Genomic DNA, 23,061 nt, shown 5'->3' with positions numbered 1-23,061 from the left:
GCAACAAAAAGTAGATAAAAGGTCTAGGGGGAATTTGGTGGAAGTATTTTGGTTTATGTTTTGTTCAATGATTGAAACGCTGGCCATTTATTCATTGATAATGTCGTTGTTTAGATTCAAAACATCCGAGTACATATGGCAGGCATTATTCGTGATGCTGTTTGCAAATTTACAAAGTTTTATTTTACGTAATGAACTTTCACTAGCTTTTGTTGCACCATTAATTACCATCGTAATATTCATCTTTTTGTTTACGACGGTCATTAAAGTACCAGTGTTATGGTCAGCGACTTGTACAATAATTGCTTATGTATTGTACGCATTAATTCAAACCGTTTATGTTATGGCCCTCTTTGAGTCAGTTGAGGAGGTTCAAACACCAGGAACCGATGCATACGTGCTTCAACTAATTTCAGGTGCCACAGCCTTATTATTATCTTGTTTAATGTATAGGTTTGGAATTGGATTTTCGTTTGATTTTGAAAAGTTGCGATTCAAATTCGAGCATATTGTAATGACGGTTCTCATTGTTACAGTTCTACTTCTGGTTAGTGTGATTTTTTATTACAACCGAATTTGGATTAATATCATTTTTTTCGCTATTACTTTTGGACTGTTCATTTACTACATGATCCGAACAGAGGAGAAAGATGTGAATGATGATTGAAACCGTAGCTCTTAAGATCGCAGAGGGAATCAAAAGACAAGTCCCAGAACATAAAGCCTCTGTTAATATTCTTAAGCATGCCATAGCAATTGTACTAAACATCGTACTTATAATCTCTTTTACACTGATCGGTTCATTTATAACTGGAAACACAAAACAGGCATTAACCGCATTAATCGGATTTGCACTTCTTCGACAGTTTTCGGGAGGGTTTCATTTAAAAACGGGGGCTGGGTGCATTATTGTTACAACAGTTTTGTTTACGGGGATATCGTTCATCGAACTGCCAGTGTTGTATATTCAGATATTTAATATTATCAGTCTCTTGCTTGTGGGCATCTTTGCTCCCAGCAGGATTGAAAAGCAATCCAGAATACCAAAGATTCATTATCCTAAACTACGGATTATCAGCATGTTGATTGTTGTTTCAAATGTTTTTATTCAATCTTCTACATTGGCCGTTTCATTTCTAGTCCAATCATTGAGTTTGATTTACTTGAAAGGAGGTGAGACCCATGACACTGATCGATAAAGTTAAACGTAACACCGCTTCTGTTCTTGCTTCAGCTTTGACGCTGGTTGCAGTATTTTTCGTAAATGTTGCTAGCCCTGTTTATGTCTACAGCGGTGATACACCTGAAGAGTTGTTGAAATAAATTAGAATGGGCTGATTCAATGCAATATCTGTCTGTAACACGGGATATTGATGGAGAATCAGGAATTGTAAGTCTAAGCAGGGATAACATTATATTTCAGGAATACATAAAGTCAATTCAGCGTGTTGTTTAGTAGGATATAGGGCACCAAGGCACCACTGCATAAAAATAAGAACCCCCCCTTGATGCACAGAGGCCACTGAAGAACCTGTGGTTTTGACAGAACAGCTAAAAGAGTACGAAACAAAAGACGGCCCTTATCCCGATTTTTGGGGATGGGGTCGTCTTTTGCTGTTTAAGAGGGCTTTATGAGACCTTTACGACTGGTCAGTTACTTCATCAGTTTTAATATTCTCTTTAAATTTACAGCAAGAATAGCCATGGCACTTTGTAACTCTATGGCAACAAGACCCGAAGATGACGCTACGTCATACCCGTGCCTGTGTTTGAGTTCGCTGTTCTTCGCTTCAATCTTGTAGCGTTCTATCGCCTTTTCCTTAAAGTACTCGCTTTCCTGATCGCCATATGGCCTCCCTTACACACATACATGCCCGCATCCTTATTGAATTGGAATTGGTCTTCTTTCTTTCGGCCCCTTTTGTAATGAGCGGATTCAGCTTGGCAATGAGCTCAATGCTATTGCTCTTGGTATACACTATGTTATCTTATTCGGAGTACGCTGTGTCTCCTATGACCGTTTTAACTTCCATACCGGCTGCATTGCTTTTTTTCAATCGGCTCCTGAAGTTGCTTACCGTCGTTCTTTTCGCCCGTTGTGACAACGGCTGCTGTAATAATCCGTTCCTCGGTCATGGCAAGATGCGTTTTGTATCCAAAGAACGATGTATCCGCGCTCTTGTAAATCCTGATCCAATGTGCAGACATAAAAAAAACGCGGCATCCTTGGGTGTCCCGTAGTGGTACAATGAGTATTGGCCGGTTGCCCGGCCTGATGGACGCGCAGAAAGACAAGGAAATGGCGCAGTAGCAGCATGACGCAACCATCCGGCGGTACGCCGGGACTTGTGGATATTTTGTCCACAAGTGGCACGGGTTTGGGGGAACCCCAACAAGCAATTTTGTGCACACTTGAATTGCTTGCGGGTATAGTGGTAAGCGGATAATGATATCTACATATCAGCCAGAAGGTGTAGTCGTTTTGCTTGCCAGGCTCTTAATTATCCGAATATACTTAAAAACAGTAGATCACCGAATAATCAGATTGGTTGATGATAAATTTACGCACAGACTGTATTCAATAACTATTTATACATAGCGAGGACAAAATGATTAAGTTAGCAATTTGCGACGATGACATTTCGGTGTGCAATTCAATTGAAGATATGATATGCAAAATGGAGCTCGGCAACCTATCTCTGGACGTATTTGGTAGTGGCGCTGAGTTAATGGACTATATGAATACGAACGAAGAGCGATTCAATATCTATTTGTTGGATATTGAAATGCCGCACACCAGCGGAATTGAAACCGCCGCCTGTATTCGGAAAGCAGACCGGGACGCCCTTATTGTATTTGTTACCAGTCACAAGGAGTATGTTTATGAAGTTTTTAAGGTACTTCCGTTCCGATTTTTGTGCAAGCCAGTGCAATTTGATGCTTTGAAAGTCGTATTGCAGGACGCAGTTGAGCACATCCGGCGAGAAAACCAGATTTTCTTTTTTCAGATAGGCCATGAAAAGCGGCAATTGCCGTACCGGGAAATTTCCTTTTTTGAGGGAGCCGGGCGAAAAGTGCGCATTCACAGCATAGGGGGAACCGTGGAATATTATGAGCGAATTTCAAAGGTCGCGGACACGCTGGACGCAAATCTGTTCACCCAAATTCACGCATCCTATATTGTAAATATGGAGTGTATCCGCGTAATCAGACAAGACGAGGTGGAACTTGCCGGAGGTGTAAAGCTGCCGGTGAGCCGTAAATACCAAATAGTATTGAAACAGGATCATATATCCTTTCTCAAACGGCGGGGAGGTTTCCAATGAACATTTTTCCGTCAATTGATTTCGTATATCTGTTTTTGCTGCAATTCATGTTTGGACTTGTGGATATGGTATTAGTCGCCCGTTTGTACGAACGTATTTATGGCCGACCTGCCATCAGCAGAAACAAAATATATGCTCTGGCTCTTGGATTAGGAGCAATAACCGCCATCGTGTGGCGGCTCATTTTGGCGCATCATCGGCCGACCTCCACGCCGCCTGCAACATTGATCAGTAGTCTCCTGTTGTTGCCTCTTTTTCGTGAAACAAACCGAAGAAAAAAAGTCCTGTTCAGCCTTGTGCTGTTTGCGGTGGCCTGTCTTTGGCTTTCCGCCTATGATTTGGTTGTAACGCCAATGCCCAATAAAAACAATTGGCTTATAGAGGTTATGTACCACATGGGCTTCTGGCTTATACTTGAGGCAACAGGATATATTGGCCGCAAGAGGCGGCAAGTAGTTCCGCCCTCTATGTGGGCACTTCTCACAGCTATCTCGGTCATCAGTATTCTGGTATACTTTGGGATGTTCGATCACATTATGAGCCGTGAAGGGCCTTATGCTTACACGATTGAGATCGTGGTCATGTTGGCTTTATTGTTTATTAACATTGCGCTGTTTGTGCTATTCGACCGCTTTGCCGCTTTTACCGAGTCCGACCGTGAACGGCACTTACTGGAGCAGCAGTTACAACTGCAAAACAAGCACTATCAACAGTTGGAGCGGCTCCACAGCCAAATACGCACCCTACATCACGATGTGCGAAACCACCTAAACGCTGCGGCGACACTCGCCACGCAAGGGGATCAGGGAGCTCTGGAGCATTATCTGTGGGAGGCTTCCTGTCAGATCGGTCACTACGAACAAGCGGTGATGACCGGCAATCCCACCTTAGATACGATTCTGAACATAAAAATTGCAGAATTAAAGCAGTCCAATATCACCATGGAAACAGATGTCCATGTGCCTGCGGATTTGAAGCTCACGTTTGATCAGGCGTCTACTATTTTTGGCAATTTGCTTGACAATGTACGAGAGGCTTGTGAAAAATTACCGAAAGAGAGGCGTTGGGTGCGTATTGTCTTGGCCTATGTCAATCAGTCATTGATCATCAGTATCGTAAATGCAACAGCAGAAGAAGTCGGCGCGTGGGAAGGGAAATTTCCGGTATCAAGCAAGACTGACCGGACGAGTCACGGCTTGGGGCTTAAAAGTGTGCTGCAAAAGGTGGAACCGAACGGATCATTGTGTATTAAAAGTCAACCTGAGTCTTTTACGATAGAAATAGTGCTTTATGGCCTATAAACCAATTTTAACGAGTACAGTGTTCAATTTTGACAACATCAATAAATCCTCCTTGTGGTGGCGCTATACTGTTTATAACAAAAACAGGCGACGCAAGGAGGATATTTTAATGAAAAAATTAGCTATATCAATATTGGCTATTTTCATGGTAGCAACAACATCAGGCTGTTCACTTAGCACACAAAGGATTGTTGAGCGATCAGTTCAAAAAGCTGTGTCTGAGAGTATCAATGAGGCGACAGATGGGGCCATATCAGATTCTATCAGTGAAATTACAAGTCAGGCTGTCGCAGAAGCAATAGCCGCCAGTGATTTTGGAGCAATGGTTGAATTTGTTGCGGCCACAGTCAATGAGTCAATGAATGAAGCCATGAGTGAGATAAATTCCGATTCCATGCGAAAAATAATGGCCGAGGACATTCGTGAAGCAATGGCAGACGTTGACTATGATGATTTTGACATGACCAAAAAACAGAAAATTGAGATATGGTCGGCAGATGAAAGTCAGTTGCTCCGCACGATTACCGACAACCGTGAAATTATAGACTATGTTAGAAATGAACACATAGAAGATTGGCAGTTTTTCAGCGAAATTCCTAAAGATGCAGAAGTTCTATATAAAATCGTATATTGGCGGGAGACTACAAAAACGGCTGTGAACCCAAATAGCAAATTAGTCATCAGTGCCCGCGATACCCTATATAAAACTTCCGATGGCAATTACTACATTCATACCGAAGTTGCTGGTATAGACATTGTACAATTGGTAGCTCATATTCCAAAAGAAGTAGGCCAATTTTTAATTGGCGTTGCGGAAGGAGACGAGATTTTACTCCCTGCTGAATAATAATGACCGAACTTGTAGAGCGTTAAGAAGTTGGGTCATATCCCCGCCGCGCAAGCGGAAAAGAAAAAAATGTGCGGCGGCGGGTGTTTCTCCATGCAGGTGAGACCTTTATCATCTGCACAGGCAATGTAAATCTTCTAAATAGACGCGTCCCGCAGTTCTTTTGCGTGGTCGCGTTTTGTGCTGCCCTTTTTTCAGACAAGCCCAGCTACATATGGACATTTTGTCCAGAAGTGCGGTACTGTCCCGGCTGCCGATCCCCGCCATACTCCATTTCGATTTTGCGCGTTTTCCCAAAAAATCGAAATGGAGGCTTTATCATGGTGAAAATCAATCTGAAACAGTATTACCCGTGGTACACCCAGGATGAAATCATAGAGATATCTGAGGAAGTATACGAGGCCATACGCGCCGGGGAGCAGCAGGAAGGTGGATAAATACATCGGTAGAATCGTCGACATTATCTACATAGATCATAATGGAAAGATCACGCAGCGACGAATTGAAGTGCTTGGAGTAAAGGATGGTCGAGTTAGGGCGAAATGTTTAACCTCTGGCGCTCCGAGACTATTTAATGAAGAGAATATTTTGGCAATGAAACCTGTTGGGGGTGGCTGCAATGCTTCCTGACCTAGATCGTGAGCTGCTGTGTATCCTAGTCAACTAACCCAATGCACCGACGTATGATGCCGACAATGTGTTTGATCGAGCATATATATATAAAGACGACAGCCGTTAGGGCTGTCGTCTTAAAGTTGTTATTGCCGGAAGTTTAGCGTCACTCCGCAATAAGTCTGTCAGCGTATACAGCGACATTACCGCTGCTATAAGTAATTTTCAATTTGTAGTAATCTGCCGGTTGATTGGAAGCAGTACTTTTTCGGTTTTCGACTCGCCTGGACGCACTGAGACGATTGTTGAGCCTACGGGAACGTCGCCCGCAGGAGTCACTTTGAGCAGAGTAAGCGTGACAGACCCCCATGAATTAAAATTCTGGTTGTAATATGAAGCCTCGTACGAAATGTTGCCGGAGAGATAATAGGGTGGCGAAGTGGCTTCAAACGCTCTAGCTGACGCCATCGATGCGAGCGAAAGCAGCATGATCATCATGAAGGAAATTACGGAAATTTTTTTCATAATTACATCTCCCTTCATAATAAGGTAAACTATTTAATCTGTATTTATATATTTATACTAAATATGTAAATAAAAAGAATTCGAATATTTGGATAAAAATACTAGTTTTCAGCAGCGCCGCAAGGCGTACTTTTTTTATGTCCTCGGTGGGTTCTTATATATAAAGAGAGACAGGGCTCCAACGAAGATGGCATGAAATTAAAATAACGCCCAATGGACTTGGGCGTATAATTGCCAACGTAATCTCTCAGTTGTTCGCACAATCGAGAGGTAGAGGAGATTATTAAAGATCTATGGTTCCAAAGATCGATTTATTACTAGGGTTTCTAAACGTGACAGAGGTAATATCCAAGTTTTCTGGCAGAGAAAGCGAAACTTGAATAATCTTTGTCTCACCGGCGAACAAATTGTTATGGTTGTAGGAAGTGGCTGAACTTATTTTCTTACCACCGATAACAGCATGATCCAAAAAATCTAATGCACCCCATGCGAATCTGTCCGTAGGCTCTGCGTTAAGTGTTGCTTCAAATTGGATTATGGCGAACTTGTGTCCTGATTCTGCAAGCGTACCGGACGTTTCTCCAGGCTTTGAAGGGATGAAATCTGTGTAACTTACACTATTCACTTTTATTGTCATATCACCTTTCGTAGCAGTTTCATTGAGCTTGAGTTTCAATGGTGTTTGTGGTGCACTTGATTGATTTGAACTTAATTGGGGATTTGATGTTGTTTGTGATCCTTTTGTCTTCAATTCTATTTTCTTAGCCTTGTTATCGAATGAAGACACTTCAGCATTTAACATCTCAGCTACTTCACGAACCGGAAGGTAGGTGGTGCCTTTATATACAATCGGGTCTGATTTGAGGGTTTGTTTTTGACCATCCACCACAAACGTGAATTTGGATAGGACGGCTTGGATAGTTCCTGGGGCAGCTGCTGCAATTGTTGCGGATCCGATCATCATACCGAGCGCTAAAGTGGCGACGGTTTTAATGATTTTTTTGTTCAAAATGATACATCTCCTTTTTTAATCAAGTATAACACTTATTACGGAAGATTTTGGATGGAGTTTTATATTTTGGGAGTAGCTGCTTTTATCATGATTATTGAACTTACTGATCCAAGATTGTTTATCGTTGTTGTTGCATGTTGGGTAATGGGTTTGGGCTTAAGCGAACACCGAAAATACCAGACTGGAGTATCTTATATAATATCCTTGTCCTTGCGGTAGGACTAACAACTGGTTTGCTAGGTTGGACCGTAGAGGCAATTCTACAAGGCATCCTTGCTGGAGCCCTTTGCTGTATTTGGTAAACAAGCTGTAAAGCAACCTGTAAAGCAACCTGTAAAGGCGGTGAGTGATTCGTGAAAAAGGTATGGATTGATGCAGGTCATGGCGGTAAGGATTCCGGCGCGGTCGGAAATGGGTTGAAAGAAAAGGATATTGCTCTGGATGTATCCTTGGGTGTAAAGAAACGCCTGGAAGATAATTATGACGGTGTGCAGGTGCTGCTAACCAGATCCACAGATGTTTTCCTGGAGCTATCTGAACGAACCAAAGCGGCAGATAAAGCTGAAGCTGATATTCTTGTTTCTGTCCATTGTAACGCTGGGGGTGGAGCCGGTGGTTTTGAGACTTTTAGATATATCAATCCACAGCCGGCATCTGTAGCTTTACAGAATGTTCTTCACAAGGAGATCATGGTCGCATTAAAACCATTTGGCGTGATCGATCGGGGGCAGAAAGCAAAGAACCTGCACATGGTTCGCGAGAGCAAAATGCCAGCCGTATTGACCGAAAATCTATTTATAGATGTGGCTTCGGATGCTGCCAAACTTAAGCGTAAGGAAATAATTGATGCCTTAATTGAGGGTCATGTAACCGGGGTCGCAAAATACCTGGGGCTTCAGAAAAAGGAGGCAAAACCAGTGACGAAGGAAAGAGATATCAATGTGGTAAGTCCTTGGGCATCTACAGCATGGAAGGAAATGACCGAGAATGGATACTTTGACGGCAAACGACCGGGAGCACTCATGACTCGGGAAGAGGTTGCTATTGTGCTGAATAGATTTCGTAAAAATGAACTCCAGAAATAAACCAAAGACCCTGAAGGCACATGCCTACAGGGTCTCTCTTCAGCTTTGTGGATATTTGATCTTATTAAATGAAAGCACAAGCACTTAAGATGATAACCAGCAAGATGAACAATACCAGGACTATTCCTACTGTGCTGCCGAATCCACCACCGCATCCTCCGCCGTATCCACCTACTACTCCACTCATGAATGATACCTCCTTTTAACTACACCTTATCTTATGTTGATTAAATTAGGTGGTAAGGGCTTTTAGGTAATAAGTGAGCCTAATTTGCTTATAAACGATAAAGGCAGTGGCATAGATTATTGGGTACGATCGTAAAAGTAGGAGATGATAAAGCAAGAGTTAAGTATGGGATGACTTGTTCTGATGCAGAAAAGGTGTTAGGACCAGGAGAAAAAACGGATTATGATAATAGATTTGAATATGCATCAGGTGTGAAAAATATGTATCGTGATGACAAGGTAGCTGGCATCTATTTAGATATGGATTCCGCGATTGTATCCGTTACTTTTGATGATAACGGGTATGCAGATACAATCACATTGCTTGATCAAAGAATGGCAACACTGTATAATTAAAGGCAATGACCGATCAAATGCTGAGCGGTCATTTTTATTTTTTTTGTTAACAAATCGCTTCTATAGAAATGAGTCCATGAAATAGCTCTAAAAGAGTTGTCCAGCTGAGCTTTGTCCCCATTTTGTCGACAATTCCTTTTATGAGGAGAGAAATCTTAACTTAAAAAAAAGAAAAACCCTTACGGCGTAAGGGTTTTTGGCTATGATCTGTAGTGGGCTCGAACCACTGACCCCTACCCTGTCAAGATAGATAAACGTTCAGTAACAATCAGTAAAATACAGTCATATCAAGGGTTTGAGGGAGATATACGATATTCCGTTCAGTAGGCTTTCGTACCCTTTAATAGGTGTTTTCGTATCAAAATTCGTATCAATTGCAACGGTGATGAATTAGCTTCCGTTGCTGTAGAACGCTTGTCCGAAGGCTTCTGCAACGTCTTCTTGAATGTCGGGTCTTATGTGAGCGTAATTATCGATCATTCGAGTATCAGACCAGCCAAGTCGCTCCGCAATTGCTTGAGGAGTTTCTCTATTTTTAATGAGGAATGTTACATGGGTATGTCTTAAGTCATGGAATCGAATCTTTTTCAGATCACGGCCAACTTGAATACCCTTATCACGCTTATCTTGTAATTCCCGATTTATCTTTGCGACAATTCGATCAAAGGAACGGTTCACGTTACGCGGAGATACTGGACCCCCAGTACGTGTGCAGACAACAAGATCACGGTCCTCGAATACATCTGCAAATTCCATTTGTTTTTCTCTTGATTTTGTACGGTGTCGGATGAGAGTATCCGCAGTGTCTTTGTCTAACCTGATCGGCCTAACACCTGATATAGTTTTAGCACCTACCTCAAAGTTCTTACCTTTATGGTCTAAAATCTGAGTAATGCTAATTATTCGGGTATTCTTGTCAAAGTCTTTCCAACGCAGCCCGAGTATTTCTCCTTGGCGCATACCTGTGGTCAATGCGAGTAAGAACACAATATAGAGCGGATCTGCTGCTGCGACCTTGAGGAATTGATGTGCTTCTTCAATGGTCCATACCTGCATTTCTTTTTTTCGAGCTGTAGGACGATCAACGTCTTCAGCAGGGTTATCGGCTATCATCTTTTCCTTCTTAGCTTGTTTTAATGATGCTTTAATGAGGGTATGACACTTTTGAATATTCTCATCAGACAAAGACTTGCTTTCAAAGAGGTGATTGTAGAGGTCTTGAATATCTCTCATGGTGATCCAACCAACTTCGATATCTCCTAGACCAACCGTTTTTCCCCTTGAATTTTCCCTCATAGGCAGGATGTGGTTCTGGAATAGTTTTTCGTAATTCACCAATGTTTGTGGCTTCACGCTGGAATTTTTATCATCAAGCCAATCTTCTATAAAAACTTTGTACGGTGTTTTAGAAGGGTTTATAAAGGTGCCCTTGTTAACCTGGTCCTCAACTTCGGCCATAGCTGCCTTTACTTCTTTCTTTGTCCTAAAGCCCCTCCGTAGGATCTGCTTATACTTCCCACCTTCTTTGTAATTTACCTTAAAGTAATACGTCTTTGTCTTTTCATCCTCATACCAAGGCATTATTCATCACCAGCCTTATGTTCCAAGATATCATTTGGTTGGACCTTAAAATAAGTGCAGAGCTTATCAATTACATCGAGAGACACGTTATCCCCTTTTTCAAATTTCGCAAGGGTAGACGGTCCGATGCCAATCGCCTCACGCAAGTCTGTTTTCTTCATATCATTATCAATTAGTAATTTAAAAAGCGGCTTGTAATTGAACGGCATATAAATACCCCTTTCGATAAATTATATATAAAATATAATAAAAATAATACAGGAAGTCAAATATTACGTTTGACATAATGTATATTAAATGATATATTATATACAGGAAGTGAAACATGAGCTTCTGGAAAGGGTGAGGAAATGAAAGATTGGGTTGGGATCCTGACCGCTATAATCCAACTGGTAACGGCTGTGATGCTGTACCAGATGGCGGCAAAGGGCAACAAAAAAGGAACCAAAAAACGACGCGTGCGGCGCAGACGTTAGTAGGTTCCACCGGAGGGAGTTAGTGGCTCCCTCCTCCCAATCTTATCATAAATGGTTTTACCTATACAATATGGCGGCGGCCTTACGCGGGGAGGATAAAAAATGCAAAAAGAAAAACAGTTTGAATTAGGGGATCATGTTAAATACACCAACCCAAACGGTGTCTATATAGGTGTGAAGAAGATAATAGGGTATGAATTATGGTCTGGAGAGCATTATTCGGATCACAGATACTACATTGAGCCATCGGACACCCCTTGGTACCCAGTAAGCGAAGAGAGTCTGAAATTGTGCACAGACTAAATTAACGCAGGGGCTTCGGCCCCTCTAAGGAGGAATGAACGTGGAAACAGTGACTTTAGTGATTGGGCTTGCAGCTCTGGTGATCAGTATAATGGCGTTGTTTGTAGCCACGAAATCTTTGAAAAAATAAAATCTCGAGAGGTGATTATCTTGTGTTCGGAAACGAAAACGATTATTTGTAAAGAAGGCAATCTTCTACTCGTTTGCGTCGAAGGTCAGGTTGAGCTCGGTGGCGAGACATACAACACATGGCACCATGAGATATGGACCGACTACGAGAAGTATGAGGCGGGGATTTCGGAGGAATGGTTAGACGACGGTCCGCGGATCTATTGTACTAGTCTAGCCGGGTACTCCAATGAGGCAGCTCTGTCAGTATTTAAAAGTAGACTGACTTAATTATGGGGCGTACTAAAATAATTCGAAAATATTATTAAAATTATTCGAAAAAACTATAAACGATTAGGTTTTTTATAGGTTATAGTTATAACATAGGAAATCGAGAAGAGGACACCACAGGGGCATGAATGCCCTGTTGATCGGGCTGGCAGCTGCCGGCCTTTTTTATTGGGAGTGGTGTAAAGCTTCCTTCTCGAAATCTGAACGCTTGTCGAACGCTATGCGGCGAGTGATAAGGCAAAGGGATGCCGAGATAACTATACGGCACGGTCTCGGTGTCCTGGATGCCTGCTCTTATTATTTACAACACTTACCGCCTCTCAATGAACTTACCAAACGGTATAATCAAAGAGAGGTGTTTTTATGTTCATTAATCCTATGTTATTAGAAACAGCAGCTGATGGTCCTTTTAGCCATCAGGATTATATATTTGAACCAAAGATCGACGGACACCGCCTTTTGTTTTCTCAGCAGAACGGACGAGTCCGACTTTACACCAGGCACGAGACAGAGTGCACCAATCAGTACCCGGAACTGCTGACACCGTTTGATAATGACATTCTCTTGGATGGAGAAGTTGCCTGCACCGATGCTTCGACTGGCCGTGTAGACTTCGAAACTGTCATGAGCCGTTTTCAAGCCAAAAAGGAGCCACGTATACAGCAGCTAATGGGCATATCGCCTGTTACCTATGTTGTGTTCGATATCCTTCGATACAAAGGTCAAGACCTTCGAAAGCTGCCTCTGATGCAGCGCAAGGAGATTCTGAGCAATATTGAGATGCCGAACCAACATTTTGGCGTTATCCCGTTTGTGGAGGCAGCTGGAGAGGCATTGTTTGAGCAAATGGTAGCCCAGAAGCTTGAGGGTATGGTCGGTAAGTTACAGAACAGTACTTACGAAAGCCGCCGATCACCAGCATGGCAGAAGGTGATCAATTGGACTTATGCTGATGTCTTTATTACCGGTTATCGCAAAGAGGAGTTTGGTTGGCTTGCTGCAGTTCCAACAGACTCAGGCCGATTACGCCCAGCTGGTGTTATTGAGTTGGGAGTGCCGCCAAAAGCCAAGAAAGCTTTTTATGGAGTGAGCCAGCAACTTGTATCAGGTGAGGATAAGAATTTCGTCCACCTTGAGCCGCGGATCCGGGTGAAGGTTAAGACGCGGAACTGGTATAAGTCAGGCATGCTGCGGTCGCCAGCGTTCGTTGAGTTTGTTTTGTGATTTGGAAATGAAGGAATCCATCCTCTGATGTCGAAATTTGATGTCGAGGGAGGTGGCTTACTTGAATAAGGAAAGATTACGCTATGCTATTCTGAAAGAAGTTAATGAAGGGAACACTCCTCTTACAGAAGAAGACTTCGATGTGAGTGAAAATGAGTTTGATGACGCAGTGAATTTTCTTTCAAGGGAAAAATACCTGACGGGATTGTTATGGGCAGGTGACAGACCTCATCTCCATAAAATAGGACCTGTACTTACCGAACGAGGTGAGAAGTACCTAAACGAAAATAGTATACTGTCTAAAACCTATAGAGGGCTAAAAGAAGTAAGAGAATGGATCAAACTATAATTGATTAAACACAGTCGCTCAAATGAGCGGCTTTTTCTTTTACATAAAATTCTGAGGGGGAGGTGATTCGAGTGATAAGAAACCAATCTATTTACATCGGTCCGACTTACTGCTATCTTGAGTTGATTTTAGTGGGGGTCATTATACGAAATGGGTTGGGGGAATCAAAAAAAGATGCATTTCTGGGAAGATGACAAATAGACTTTATAAGAAAAGGATGTGTGATAAATGACAAATAATATATTAGATTATGGAGCTGATCCCAATGGGGTTACTGATAGTCGTTCAGCATTGAATGCTGCAATATCAGACAATTCTTCAGATACAATATATATCCCAAAGGGTGTATATCTCATCGGTCAAAATATTACAATTCTATCGAATAAAAAGCTTATATTTGATAGAAATGCAAGACTAAAGCCCGCAGCAGGAATAGGAATGGAAATTAACGGTACATGGGATGCTAATCCTGACGATCACATTTTTGATCTATCGATTGGGGGCTCCATCACTGGAAATTGTAAGATAGATGAAATATATCCTGAATGGTTCGGTGCTAAGGGTGATGGAGTTGCAGACGATCTAATTCCCATTAAAACGGCTATTAACTTAGCTGTAAACTCAAAAAAAATTACTCTGGATGGCGGCTATGCACTTACTATTCCGGTCATACTCCAGCCAAAACGGTACAGAGTAACAGATACGATCTATATCACCAAGTCTGCTAATGCAATAACTAGCATGACAGGGCGAGCGACCCAGCTACTCATAAAGGGTTCAGGGATAAGTTCGTCTATAGAACTAGACAAGCAGAACGGTACGCTTTTGGATATGTGGAACACATCTGTATGTTTTAAAGATGTAGGTTTATGGGCTGTTAAAGGTGGGGCGACAGTCATGAAGCTAGGCAAGAATGATCCGGTAAATCTGTACGAATTGAGACAGTCTAGGTTTGTAAATGTGTTCTTCAGAGGAAACGTTAACCTAGAGGTCGAGCGCATATTTGATTCTTCATTCTATGACTGTTTCTTTGCCATATCGGGGGATAGTGGTGTCGCCATAAACCTGACTAAACCAACCATCGACAATCACAATAATGTCAATCTTAGAAGATGTCATTTTGAAGTAAGTGCAAACAACTGCACTTGGATTAAGGCTAGAGGGGATAGTGTAAGAACAGATGGGTATCATCACGGTTTTAACTTTGACGGCTGTCATTTTGAGACAAGATCATACACCACCACTATACTTGATCTGGATACGGTTAATTCGTTTGCATTCTACCGATGCCAAATGACGCAAAACGGTAGATCAGATGGCTCAGATACCGTAAGTAGTGCTGTATCCTTGATAAAGTTGAATAATGTTGCGGGAATATCTTTTGATACCTGCGGTATAAGTAGACAAAATGACGTTAGTACAGCACCTCTTCTAGTAAAAGCTTCTGGTGTATGTAATGCTGTCACGTTCAGGAACGTGATTTCTGCGACATGTGGAGATAAAACTGGAGGTAGGAAGAATTTCATAGATGACTCTCAGTGTACAACAAAGAGAGGAATTCGGCTTGATAATTGTATGTTAACTACGTTCGGCAACAAGTCGTCCAACGATGAAAGATTGTACTTATCAGCAGGGTCCAATAACAGGGATTGGCAGCTGTTTGATGATACATCCAGAGCGAACAGAAACTTGATGGTGGGGTACACAAGCAACTCAGCAGTAGACCTAATACCTTTTGCGGACGCGCCTTTTGGCTTTTCTAGCGCCGGGCAATTTTTCTCTAAGTTTGGATACTCCGGATTGACTACAAACGTGGCTAATGGGTCTACCTATTCTTACGCTCTCCCAGGAGAAATAAATGCCAACAAGAGGGGGATATACATGTTTGCCCTTGATACTAACACTGGATTAGAGTGGGGCATAGTTGTTAGTACTGGATCCAATCTTGTCACTATGATATTAGGTAGCAACGTAGAAAACGGTGGCAACGTCGAACCAAACGTAACCGGAAAGCTGAACATATGGTGCGGTGCCAATGGGACTATAAACTTCAAGAACTTATATGGTTCTAATAGAGATTTGGTTGTTATTCCATTCACTTTTGGCAAGGTTTTTACGTAGAAGAAGATGCATTGCTGCTGCAGGATACATGCTTAACTTTAAAGAAAAAGGGCGAATAACAATGAATTGTGTAACTTTTTACGAGGTAACATGTGGAAAACGGGCGAATTTGACCCCATACCACCTTTGACGACCAATTAAGAACATCAGTATAATGGTCTTGTCCTTCTTATCTCTCTAGTAACTAAGTACAATGCTTTTAAGGACGGAGCGTAGCGGTACGTTTGCAATTCGTCTTCAACGATATTTAAAAGAGATCATTAAAAACGGCGCGTGCCGAAACGTCTTTTCAGTTTCGGTACTAGGACGGGTGAATGCCGCTAGGCAGAGGGGCGGCTATGAGCCCCTTTTTTCTTTCATTGGGTCATGTTCTTCAATGACCCAGCTCTTGATCTTAAACACGCGCTATGTAACTTTAGTGCTCTAAATAGAATAGCGATGAACAATGTTTCACCTCAACAGAACACCTCAAAATATGGGGTGTTTTTTTATTGGGGAAAGGATGAGGTTTGTGACGAGAATCCGTGATCTTAAAATAGAGGCACTCAATATCCACCATGAAATTCAGACTCAGCGGAAAGGATTTATCCAACGTATACGATTGAAACGGAAACTGAAAATCCTGTTGAATGAGATTGAGTACCAGGAAGGCAGACGCCAATATGCAAATAGGCCATACAGTAAGCCGGTAATAGTACAACCGCCTGCTCGATATGAATCTGAGGCGCACACCTTCGGCTGTCAATGTGGATGTTGGTTAGAGACCCTTGAATCATTTGGGGTAAAGAAAGGGTGAATGTAATGGATAAGGATATAGCCAGTCACAAGATGCTGTATTCAGACCAGGCTGTAGCTTATAGGGCAAAGTGTATCTATATGAATCTCATTGAGGAATTTGATGAGGATACGGCAAAGAGTCTATTAACTGCTGCAATGCCAGAGATCTACAAGGAAGCTCAATCACACCGTTATGGAGTACCAGCTGATTACAAGCCTACTAGCCGAGGGACAACGAATGCTGAGAAGAGAAGATGTAAATGCAACGGATGAGGGTGAATAACATGAACAGCTATAGAAATGTACTTCGTGAGCCGGAACATAACGAAGAGGTGGTTATACAGAAGAGTAGTGCGGTGGGACGTACAGAGGATCCAACCTTACTCAGCACCCTTAATCCAATACACGTCATCAGATCGATTAGAAGAGGTCATACAGGCGCTGTGTGATAGAGATGAATAAATGTAGACATATAAAATCGGGCTGAAATGGGCCGAATTTTTGGTCACGGGTCCCTCTGGGGGTTCAGAATGAGTGCGGGTGCGGACGACCCCGAAATATCGCTAGATTTTAATTTTTAAAATCACTTTCCCTTTATATGTACTTTTCGCCTAATGAGAGCCCCGCCGAGGGCTCTTTATGCTTCAATAGTAGAAATATCGCTTCTAATAATACACCGTTAAAAACCGCCTTAAAATCGGTCTGAGAACACCATCAAAATATAGATACAAAAAGGAAAGTGGGGGAACGAAATTGAGGAAAGGAGAAAAGAAGCCGGAAGGCATCGTTGGAACAAGTGAATTAGCCGCAATTGTGGGCAAAACCAAGCAATGGATTAGTCAATTGACGCGCGATGGAGTACTCACTCAGGTATCGCGTGGAAAGTACAACCTCGCTGAATCAGTACAGGCTTACATCAAGCATATTACGGGTGTTGCTGAGGAGGGGAAGGTCAGTTACAACGATGAGAAAGCTCAGCACGAGCAGATAAAAAAAGAAATTGCTTTGCTTGAGTTGGAGGAGAAACGGAAGAATCTGCACACGACCGAAGATGTCTTGGAAGCATGGGGTGAGTTGGTTGTGAACTTCCGGGGTGCAATCATGGTCTTGGCTCCAAACCTGTCCACGGATCTGGCATATATGACAGATGCGAAAGAAATTCGGTTGCTATTGGAAGATAGGTTCACGGATGCATTGATTGGACTATCGAAATATGACCCCCTTAAACAGGATGATGGAAGTCCCGGTGGTGATGGGCTGTGAAACCCAGCAAACGACGAACACTCGGGCTTATAAAACAGGTCGTCGGTTTGGTCGCGCCTCCCGATCCGATTACCGTTACAGAATGGGCTGAGGAAAACCGGGTGCTCTCTGCCGAGGATTCGGCCGAAAAAGGACCGTGGAGAACTGACCGGGTACCGTATATGCGAACGATTATGGATGCTACAACCGACCCGAACATTGACACCATTGTAATGATGGCTGGTTCTCAGCTCGGGAAGACGGCTTTCCAGCTTAATGTGATCGGATATTACACCGGACACGACCCGTCTCCAATCATGATGGTTCAACCAGACCTAGGCGTCGCAAAAGACTTCTCCAATGACCGCTTGGGCCCACTGTATCGAGATTCACCGCAACTCGCCAAGCTGTTTGGCAAAAGTAAAAGCAGGAACAGCCGAGATACGATTTATTATAAGAGCTTTAAAGGTGGGCGGATCAACATCGCTGGTTCGAACGCTCCGGCATCACTGGCTTCTAAGCCGATCCGCATCCTGCTTGCGGACGAGATCGATCGTTTTGCGATTTCTGCTGGTAATGAGGGTTCACCATTGGACCTTGCGATCAAGAGGACAACCACTTTTTACAACCGTCGGATGGTCTTCGTTTCGACCCCGACGATCAAAGGGAAATCCGAGATTGAAAAGCTATACGAGGACAGCACACAAGAGAAGCTTCACTTCATGTGTCCAAGCTGCGACCATCTCCAAACGCTTCAATGGAACCGGATCAAGTATACCTACGACGAAGAGACGAGCCAGTGTACCGAAGTGACGCACGCTTGCGAGGAATGTGGGGCGATGCATGAGGAACATGAGTGGAAACGGGATTATGCAAATAGAACGAAGTGGATTGCAAGCAAAAAGCACGCTACAACTCGCGGATTTCACCTCTCTGCTTTAGCTGCGACCATAAATTACACTTGGAAAATGGCTGTAAAAGAGTGGATAGCAGCCAACAAAAAGGGTAAACAGGCCATTAAAGTATTCATAAATACGGTCCTCGCTGAGCTTTGGGAGGAAGAGGGCCAGAAACTTGAGCACGAAATCCTGATGAATCGCCGCGAAATGTACCAAGCTAGGGTTCCCGAAGGTGTTCGGTACATCACAGCTGCGGTAGATACCCAAGATACACGCTTCGAAATCGATGTAGTCGGCTGGGGCAAAGGATATTCCAGTTGGAGGATACAGCGCCATGTTATCGTTGGGGACCTCAATCAGCAGCAACCATGGCAGGAGTTGGATGAATTCCTTTCACGGACCTGGAAGGATGCAGCTGGTCGCACGTTCCGGCCGGTTAGAACCCTGATTGACTCCGGGGGTCACTTCACGCTGAAAGTTTATAAGTTTTGCAAGCCCCGACAAGCGCGGAACATCTACGCCCTCAAGGGGGAAGAGAAGGGAGACGGACAGGAGACTCCGCTCCTTAACGGTATAAGCACGAACAACGTCCCGAAAGCGACTGTCGTTCGTGTCGGGGTTTCTGAGGGGAAGTCGATTATATTTTCTTCGCTTAGCCTGGAGCCAGGCAAGCCGGGATCATGCCGGTTCCCACTGCCGCACCCGGACAATCCAGACCCATTCGTGTACGACGAAGAATATTTCCAGCAACTCACGGCAGAGCAGCTTGTCACCCGGTATAAAGAGGGCAAGCCATACATGGCTTGGGTACAGACAAGAGCTCGAAACGAGGCTCTTGACCTGGCGGTTTACAACCGGGCAGCGATTGAGATGATAAATCCCAATTTCGACCTGCCTTTGCCTGAACCAGGAGGTGTGGCCACCGGGGCAAAGCGCCCCAAAAGATCAAAGAAAAAGAACGTAGCCAGCAGCATATAGCCCACTGGAAGGAGGTGAGAAAGGGAAAATGCCAAGAATATCCTACGAAGAAGCTAAGGCGAAATACAAGATGTGGAGTGATGCAGAGGATGCACGTTCCACCGGGGCGTCATATTCCATTGCGGGGAGAGCGTTAACGAGAACAACCATGGAAGAAATCCAAATGATGAAACGAAAGTATGGTCGGATCATCGATGCGTATGAGAATGGTGGCAAACGTCGTTCCAGAACGTCGGGGATTTACCCTGTTGACCGATGAACATCATTGATAAGGCGCTAAACATATTCGCTCCTGGAATTGCTGCTAAGCGCGAGCAGGCCAGGACGGAGGTCGTGAGACAACAAGCTGTACGCAAGGTCACCAATAGCTTAATCGGTGGAGTTGGAAGCAACGGGCGAGGATATGGCAAGCATGGAGCCAGCACAACTAAGTCGTCCATGCTGTTCTGGAAAACCCCTGTCGGAGATGCTGACACGGACATTCACCAGAACGTTCCAAAGCTTCGCGAGAGGGCACGGGATCTGCATATGGGTTCGGATATCGTCGCCGCAGCTCACAAAGGTCTGCGGACCAATATTGTGGGTACCGGCTTACGGCTGAATCCGGCTTTTGATGCCAGTTACCTAGGGTTGACAAAAGAACACGCAGAAACGCTTCGTAGCTCCATTCAGAGAGAATGGGCTCTGTGGGCAGATACAACCAAGTGCGACGCTGCCGGACTCAACGACTTTTATGAACTACAAGGACTGGCCTTCATTTCAACCCTTATGAGTGGCGATGTATTCGCGCTGATGCCAAGTAAACCACGTCCTTGGTCGGTGTATGACCTGAAAGTGAATCTGATCGAGGCGGACAGATGTGCAACTCCTCCTGATAAAGTCAACATTGACAGGGAACGCATCCAGTCAGGGGTTGAGGTAGATGCCGACGGAATGGTTGTTGCTTATCATTTCAGCAACCGACACCCCGGAGCAGGCGGATACAGTCTGAGCGGGTCAAATGAATGGGTCCGCGTTAATAAATACGGCAAGCGCACCGGGCGGGTGAACGTACTTCACTTGTTCGAGGCAGAAAGGCCAGGGCAACGTCGAGGCATTCCGGTCATCGCTCCAATCATTGAATCGCTGAAGCAACTCAGCCAATACACGAATGCCGAGCTTGCCGCCGCAGTAATCACGTCCATGTACACGGTCTTTATTACAACACCCGCCGATGACGAGGGAGGAACCCCGTTTGACGGTGTCGGGATGGACGATGAAGATTTGGATGGCGCTGAAGATGTACCGGGCGCCACAGGAGATGAGATAAAGCTCGGACAAGGCGCCATCATGCGGACCGATCCGGGGGAGGATGTTAAGTTTGCCGACCCTACTAGGCCGAATCCGAACTATGAAGCCTTCGTCCGTGCCATGCTTAAACAGATTGCCGCAGCTTTAGAGCTTCCATATGAGATCTTGACCAAGCAATTCACGAGCTCTTATTCAGCTTCTCGCGGCGCACTGCTGGAAGCTTGGAAAATGTATCGTATGCGCCGCGCTTGGCTATCAAAAACGTTCTGCCAGCCCATTTATGAAGAATGGTTTGTGGAGGCAGTATCCAAAGGAAGAATTGACGCACCCGGCATCTTTGATGATCCGGCTATTTTTGCTGCCTACACAAAGGCCGAATGGCACGGACCATCGCAGGGGTTGCTTGACCCAACCAAAGAGGTACAAGCAGCCGTCATGAGGATGGACAACAATCTTTCTACCGGAACGCGCGAAACAGCCGAGATCAACGGTGGATCATGGGAGGACAATGTTCAGCAGCGCGCTTATGAGCAAACCCGCCTGAAAAAATTGGGACTTGTGCAAGCTGCTCCGACGGTTGTCACACCGTCCGAACCTTCGAATGAAGGCGATGAAGACAACGATGACGAGGAAGGGGGTGAACAAAACTAATGTCTAAGAAACTCAAGCTTAACGGACCTGTTATCTCTGATGATGAAAAATGGATTTACGATTGGTTTGACATTCCAACGATTAGCCCCGGAGTTGTTTCGGACTTTTTGGACGAGGCAAACGGGGATGAAGTTGAATTGCTTATCAATTCTGGCGGAGGATTGGTTGATTCAGGTTCGGAAATCTACACTATGCTTAAATCTTACGCCGAACATCACTCCGTTGATGTAACGAGCAAGATTACTGCCTTGGCTGGCTCTTCTGCTTCAGTAATTGCAATGGGAGGAACCAGGGTTCTGATGTCTCCAACAGCCCAGATCATGATTCACAACTCGTCCACGATTGCATGGGGGGACAAGAATTCCATGGATGGTGTGTCAGAAATGTTGAAAAACACTGACGAAGCCATCGCCAACGCTTACATGCTTAAAACGGGTATGGATCGCGACGAGCTTCTCGCCATGATGAACAAAGCAACCTGGTTGAACGCTCAGCAGGCTGTTGAATTGGGATTCGCTGACGAAATCATGTTCACCGAAAAGGTTGCAGTAACTAATAACGCTGCCGCGGGGCATGTGCTCCCGCCGGAAGTCATCGAAAAGATGCGTAATCAGTATAGCGATCACAAACAAACGGCTAAAGCTGTTGCCGCTGTCCCGCCAGCACCAAAACCTATTAAAAACAAGGAGGAACCAAAAACAATGGACATCAATGAATTGAAGGAAAAACACCCTGAGCTGGTTGATCAGATCGAGAATGAGGCACAAACAGCCGAGCGTTCACGCATTGCAGCTTTGCAAGCATATGCGACAGCACCGGGTGCAGCTGCGTTTATTAACGAGGCTATCACCAACGGGGAAACTGTACAGGACGTTGCGGTGAAGGTAATGGAAGCTTCGATGAAGCGCAACGGCCAAGAGGCTACAAACCGCGCATTGGATGCGAAGGAAAGCGGCGTTGACGACGTGGCGACACTCGAAGCCAAAACACCTGAGACAGCCAAAGAAGAAAAAAAGGGCGATGCAGTAGCCAATATGGTTGCTATGGCCCAAAACATCAAAAAGAATGGAGGCCGTAAATAATGGCGGAGTATACAAGTCCATCGTTTGACGAATTGTTTGCAGGAGGCGTTCAGCCGGAGAGAATGACGGCGATTATCATCAAGTCCGGGGCCGGGGTAGTGACGCGTGGCACTGTATTGGGACGTGTGAGCCAACTGCCTGAAAGCGACCTATACGCTGGCACGCCGATCGTGGTTCCGGTAAATTCAGCGAACACAGACGGTTCCGAAAACCCGTACTGCATTCTCGCGGATACCATTGTTGATGCCACCACGGGTGAGGCTCGTGCTGCTGCTTACCTCGACGGTGAATTCAACCGTGATGCACTCAAATTTGGTGGTACTGATAAAGTGGCCCAACATGAGGTTGCAATGCGTAACGTCGGCCTGATCACTAAACGAGTAGTTAAATAAGGGAGGA

29 protein-coding genes and 1 pseudogene are annotated in these 23,061 nt (G+C 44.3%); 24 read left to right on the top strand and 6 right to left on the bottom strand.

The annotated features are described in order from the left end of the window. Positions 1-37 precede the first annotated feature (37 nt). From B9N86_RS20295 to B9N86_RS20285, 3 genes are read left to right on the top strand one after another with little or no spacing between them, the layout of a single operon-like run. Positions 38-667, top strand: a complete 630-nt coding sequence (locus B9N86_RS20295; RefSeq protein ID WP_208914941.1) for a hypothetical protein — start codon at positions 38-40, stop codon at positions 665-667. Beyond that, positions 657-1,199, top strand: coding sequence for an accessory gene regulator ArgB-like protein (locus tag B9N86_RS20290; protein WP_244562774.1), 543 nt, complete (start codon positions 657-659; stop codon positions 1,197-1,199). The genes B9N86_RS20295 and B9N86_RS20290 overlap by 11 nt, the downstream gene beginning before the upstream one ends. Next, positions 1,183-1,323, top strand: coding sequence for a cyclic lactone autoinducer peptide (locus B9N86_RS20285; RefSeq protein ID WP_208914940.1), 141 nt, complete (start codon positions 1,183-1,185; stop codon positions 1,321-1,323). The genes B9N86_RS20290 and B9N86_RS20285 overlap by 17 nt, the downstream gene beginning before the upstream one ends. A gap of 331 nt (positions 1,324-1,654) precedes the next feature. Here the strand turns inward: B9N86_RS20285 and B9N86_RS20280 are convergent. Further along, positions 1,655-2,184: pseudogene (locus B9N86_RS20280) on the bottom strand (transposase); the annotation flags it as partial. 131 nt (positions 2,185-2,315) lie between these two features. On the opposite strand from B9N86_RS20280, the gene B9N86_RS30695 reads away from it, so the two are divergent. From B9N86_RS30695 to B9N86_RS20265, 4 genes are all read left to right on the top strand, one after another. Next, complete coding sequence (locus tag B9N86_RS30695) at positions 2,316-2,447, top strand: hypothetical protein (protein WP_280174947.1); 132 nt, start codon at positions 2,316-2,318, stop codon at positions 2,445-2,447. 162 nt (positions 2,448-2,609) lie between these two features. After that, on the top strand, positions 2,610-3,326 hold the full coding sequence (locus B9N86_RS20275) for a LytR/AlgR family response regulator transcription factor (protein ID WP_208914939.1): 717 nt from the start codon (positions 2,610-2,612) through the stop codon (positions 3,324-3,326). Continuing rightward, the gene (locus tag B9N86_RS20270) at positions 3,323-4,627 is read left to right on the top strand and encodes an ATP-binding protein (protein ID WP_208914938.1); all 1,305 of its coding nucleotides are present in this window, start codon (positions 3,323-3,325) and stop codon (positions 4,625-4,627) included. Before B9N86_RS20275 ends, B9N86_RS20270 begins: the two co-directional genes overlap by 4 nt. Positions 4,628-4,736: 109 nt before the next feature. Then, complete coding sequence (locus B9N86_RS20265; RefSeq protein ID WP_208914937.1) at positions 4,737-5,474, top strand: hypothetical protein; 738 nt, start codon at positions 4,737-4,739, stop codon at positions 5,472-5,474. Positions 5,475-6,311: 837 nt separating this feature from the next. Here the strand turns inward: B9N86_RS20265 and B9N86_RS20260 are convergent. Both B9N86_RS20260 and B9N86_RS20255 read right to left on the bottom strand, forming a co-directional pair. Then, positions 6,312-6,611, bottom strand: coding sequence for a hypothetical protein (locus B9N86_RS20260; protein ID WP_208914936.1), 300 nt, complete (start codon positions 6,609-6,611; stop codon positions 6,312-6,314). 283 nt (positions 6,612-6,894) lie between these two features. Next, entirely contained in the window at positions 6,895-7,620 is a 726-nt protein-coding gene (locus tag B9N86_RS20255) for a stalk domain-containing protein (protein WP_208914935.1), read from the bottom strand. Between the two features lie 137 nt (positions 7,621-7,757). On the opposite strand from B9N86_RS20255, the gene B9N86_RS31100 reads away from it, so the two are divergent. Further along, positions 7,758-7,925, top strand: coding sequence for a phage holin family protein (locus B9N86_RS31100; protein ID WP_342192983.1), 168 nt, complete (start codon positions 7,758-7,760; stop codon positions 7,923-7,925). Between the two features lie 51 nt (positions 7,926-7,976). Continuing rightward, positions 7,977-8,708, top strand: coding sequence for an N-acetylmuramoyl-L-alanine amidase (locus B9N86_RS20250; RefSeq protein WP_208914934.1), 732 nt, complete (start codon positions 7,977-7,979; stop codon positions 8,706-8,708). A gap of 64 nt (positions 8,709-8,772) precedes the next feature. Here B9N86_RS20250 and B9N86_RS30040 read toward each other — a convergent pair whose 3' ends face one another. Next, entirely contained in the window at positions 8,773-8,895 is a 123-nt protein-coding gene (locus B9N86_RS30040) for a YjcZ family sporulation protein (RefSeq protein WP_210190599.1), read from the bottom strand. Between the two features lie 119 nt (positions 8,896-9,014). On the opposite strand from B9N86_RS30040, the gene B9N86_RS20245 reads away from it, so the two are divergent. After that, on the top strand, positions 9,015-9,290 hold the full coding sequence (locus B9N86_RS20245) for a hypothetical protein (RefSeq protein WP_208914933.1): 276 nt from the start codon (positions 9,015-9,017) through the stop codon (positions 9,288-9,290). Between the two features lie 390 nt (positions 9,291-9,680). On the opposite strand, the gene B9N86_RS20240 is transcribed toward B9N86_RS20245, so the two are convergent. Both B9N86_RS20240 and B9N86_RS20235 read right to left on the bottom strand, forming a co-directional pair. After that, the gene (locus B9N86_RS20240) at positions 9,681-10,871 is read right to left on the bottom strand and encodes a site-specific integrase (protein ID WP_208914932.1); all 1,191 of its coding nucleotides are present in this window, start codon (positions 10,869-10,871) and stop codon (positions 9,681-9,683) included. Then, a complete protein-coding gene (locus B9N86_RS20235; protein WP_208914931.1) occupies positions 10,871-11,080 on the bottom strand; it encodes a helix-turn-helix domain-containing protein in 210 nt (69 codons plus the stop codon). Before B9N86_RS20235 ends, B9N86_RS20240 begins: the two co-directional genes overlap by 1 nt. A 141-nt stretch (positions 11,081-11,221) precedes the next feature. Between B9N86_RS20235 and B9N86_RS30690 the strand changes: the two genes are divergently transcribed. From B9N86_RS30690 to B9N86_RS20170, 14 genes are all read left to right on the top strand, one after another. Further along, positions 11,222-11,347: a hypothetical protein gene (locus B9N86_RS30690; protein ID WP_280174946.1), complete on the top strand. Its 126-nt coding sequence runs from the start codon at positions 11,222-11,224 to the stop codon at positions 11,345-11,347. A gap of 102 nt (positions 11,348-11,449) precedes the next feature. Further along, the gene (locus tag B9N86_RS20230) at positions 11,450-11,650 is read left to right on the top strand and encodes a hypothetical protein (RefSeq protein WP_208914930.1); all 201 of its coding nucleotides are present in this window, start codon (positions 11,450-11,452) and stop codon (positions 11,648-11,650) included. A 150-nt stretch (positions 11,651-11,800) separates the two neighbouring features. Beyond that, positions 11,801-12,049, top strand: coding sequence for a hypothetical protein (locus B9N86_RS20225; RefSeq protein WP_208914929.1), 249 nt, complete (start codon positions 11,801-11,803; stop codon positions 12,047-12,049). 363 nt (positions 12,050-12,412) lie between these two features. Then, positions 12,413-13,273, top strand: coding sequence for an ATP-dependent DNA ligase (locus tag B9N86_RS20220; RefSeq protein WP_208914928.1), 861 nt, complete (start codon positions 12,413-12,415; stop codon positions 13,271-13,273). A 61-nt stretch (positions 13,274-13,334) separates the two neighbouring features. Continuing rightward, positions 13,335-13,622, top strand: a complete 288-nt coding sequence (locus B9N86_RS20215; protein ID WP_208914927.1) for a YjcQ family protein — start codon at positions 13,335-13,337, stop codon at positions 13,620-13,622. Between the two features lie 228 nt (positions 13,623-13,850). Next, positions 13,851-15,743, top strand: a complete 1,893-nt coding sequence (locus B9N86_RS20210; protein WP_208914926.1) for a glycosyl hydrolase family 28-related protein — start codon at positions 13,851-13,853, stop codon at positions 15,741-15,743. An 801-nt stretch (positions 15,744-16,544) separates the two neighbouring features. Further along, positions 16,545-16,793: a hypothetical protein gene (locus B9N86_RS20205; protein WP_208914925.1), complete on the top strand. Its 249-nt coding sequence runs from the start codon at positions 16,545-16,547 to the stop codon at positions 16,791-16,793. A gap of 11 nt (positions 16,794-16,804) precedes the next feature. After that, complete coding sequence (locus B9N86_RS20200; RefSeq protein WP_208914924.1) at positions 16,805-16,969, top strand: hypothetical protein; 165 nt, start codon at positions 16,805-16,807, stop codon at positions 16,967-16,969. 304 nt (positions 16,970-17,273) lie between these two features. Further along, entirely contained in the window at positions 17,274-17,783 is a 510-nt protein-coding gene (locus B9N86_RS20195) for a hypothetical protein (protein WP_208914923.1), read from the top strand. After that, positions 17,780-19,639, top strand: coding sequence for a phage terminase large subunit family protein (locus B9N86_RS20190; protein WP_208914922.1), 1,860 nt, complete (start codon positions 17,780-17,782; stop codon positions 19,637-19,639). Before B9N86_RS20195 ends, B9N86_RS20190 begins: the two co-directional genes overlap by 4 nt. A gap of 28 nt (positions 19,640-19,667) precedes the next feature. Beyond that, on the top strand, positions 19,668-19,898 hold the full coding sequence (locus B9N86_RS20185; protein ID WP_208914921.1) for a hypothetical protein: 231 nt from the start codon (positions 19,668-19,670) through the stop codon (positions 19,896-19,898). Beyond that, the gene (locus B9N86_RS20180) at positions 19,895-21,580 is read left to right on the top strand and encodes a phage portal protein (RefSeq protein WP_208914920.1); all 1,686 of its coding nucleotides are present in this window, start codon (positions 19,895-19,897) and stop codon (positions 21,578-21,580) included. Before B9N86_RS20185 ends, B9N86_RS20180 begins: the two co-directional genes overlap by 4 nt. Continuing rightward, the gene (locus B9N86_RS20175; protein ID WP_208914919.1) at positions 21,580-22,662 is read left to right on the top strand and encodes a head maturation protease, ClpP-related; all 1,083 of its coding nucleotides are present in this window, start codon (positions 21,580-21,582) and stop codon (positions 22,660-22,662) included. Before B9N86_RS20180 ends, B9N86_RS20175 begins: the two co-directional genes overlap by 1 nt. After that, positions 22,662-23,054 (top strand): head decoration protein, encoded by a 393-nt coding sequence (locus B9N86_RS20170; protein WP_208914918.1) that lies wholly within the window; start codon positions 22,662-22,664, stop codon positions 23,052-23,054. Before B9N86_RS20175 ends, B9N86_RS20170 begins: the two co-directional genes overlap by 1 nt. Positions 23,055-23,061 lie beyond the last annotated feature (7 nt).

Source organism: Paenibacillus uliginis N3/975 (assembly GCF_900177425.1).
GTDB classification, from domain to species: Bacteria; Bacillota; Bacilli; order Paenibacillales; family Paenibacillaceae; genus Paenibacillus_AQ; species Paenibacillus_AQ uliginis.
The sequence above is the reverse complement of the archived record's forward strand: the minus strand, read 5'-3'. Positions and strand labels throughout refer to the sequence as shown.

What these genes read in the sequence shown, in the direction of transcription:
- B9N86_RS20290 (WP_244562774.1), top strand. Translation starts at nt 657, where the DNA reads ATGATGATTGAAACCGTAGCTCTTAAGATCGCAGAGGGAATCAAAAGA.
- B9N86_RS20285 (WP_208914940.1), top strand. Translation starts at nt 1,183, where the DNA reads ATGACACTGATCGATAAAGTTAAACGTAACACCGCTTCTGTTCTTGCT.
- B9N86_RS30695 (WP_280174947.1), top strand. Translation starts at nt 2,316, where the DNA reads ATGACGCAACCATCCGGCGGTACGCCGGGACTTGTGGATATTTTGTCC.
- B9N86_RS20275 (WP_208914939.1), top strand. Translation starts at nt 2,610, where the DNA reads ATGATTAAGTTAGCAATTTGCGACGATGACATTTCGGTGTGCAATTCA.
- B9N86_RS20270 (WP_208914938.1), top strand. Translation starts at nt 3,323, where the DNA reads ATGAACATTTTTCCGTCAATTGATTTCGTATATCTGTTTTTGCTGCAA.
- B9N86_RS20265 (WP_208914937.1), top strand. Translation starts at nt 4,737, where the DNA reads ATGAAAAAATTAGCTATATCAATATTGGCTATTTTCATGGTAGCAACA.
- B9N86_RS20260 (WP_208914936.1), bottom strand. Translation starts at nt 6,611, where the DNA reads ATGAAAAAAATTTCCGTAATTTCCTTCATGATGATCATGCTGCTTTCG.
- B9N86_RS31100 (WP_342192983.1), top strand. Translation starts at nt 7,758, where the DNA reads ATGTTGGGTAATGGGTTTGGGCTTAAGCGAACACCGAAAATACCAGAC.
- B9N86_RS30040 (WP_210190599.1), bottom strand. Translation starts at nt 8,895, where the DNA reads ATGAGTGGAGTAGTAGGTGGATACGGCGGAGGATGCGGTGGTGGATTC.
- B9N86_RS20240 (WP_208914932.1), bottom strand. Translation starts at nt 10,871, where the DNA reads ATGCCTTGGTATGAGGATGAAAAGACAAAGACGTATTACTTTAAGGTA.
- B9N86_RS20235 (WP_208914931.1), bottom strand. Translation starts at nt 11,080, where the DNA reads ATGCCGTTCAATTACAAGCCGCTTTTTAAATTACTAATTGATAATGAT.
- B9N86_RS30690 (WP_280174946.1), top strand. Translation starts at nt 11,222, where the DNA reads ATGAAAGATTGGGTTGGGATCCTGACCGCTATAATCCAACTGGTAACG.
- B9N86_RS20230 (WP_208914930.1), top strand. Translation starts at nt 11,450, where the DNA reads ATGCAAAAAGAAAAACAGTTTGAATTAGGGGATCATGTTAAATACACC.
- B9N86_RS20220 (WP_208914928.1), top strand. Translation starts at nt 12,413, where the DNA reads ATGTTCATTAATCCTATGTTATTAGAAACAGCAGCTGATGGTCCTTTT.
- B9N86_RS20210 (WP_208914926.1), top strand. Translation starts at nt 13,851, where the DNA reads ATGACAAATAATATATTAGATTATGGAGCTGATCCCAATGGGGTTACT.
- B9N86_RS20205 (WP_208914925.1), top strand. Translation starts at nt 16,545, where the DNA reads ATGGATAAGGATATAGCCAGTCACAAGATGCTGTATTCAGACCAGGCT.
- B9N86_RS20200 (WP_208914924.1), top strand. Translation starts at nt 16,805, where the DNA reads ATGAACAGCTATAGAAATGTACTTCGTGAGCCGGAACATAACGAAGAG.
- B9N86_RS20185 (WP_208914921.1), top strand. Translation starts at nt 19,668, where the DNA reads ATGCCAAGAATATCCTACGAAGAAGCTAAGGCGAAATACAAGATGTGG.
- B9N86_RS20180 (WP_208914920.1), top strand. Translation starts at nt 19,895, where the DNA reads ATGAACATCATTGATAAGGCGCTAAACATATTCGCTCCTGGAATTGCT.
- B9N86_RS20175 (WP_208914919.1), top strand. Translation starts at nt 21,580, where the DNA reads ATGTCTAAGAAACTCAAGCTTAACGGACCTGTTATCTCTGATGATGAA.
- B9N86_RS20170 (WP_208914918.1), top strand. Translation starts at nt 22,662, where the DNA reads ATGGCGGAGTATACAAGTCCATCGTTTGACGAATTGTTTGCAGGAGGC.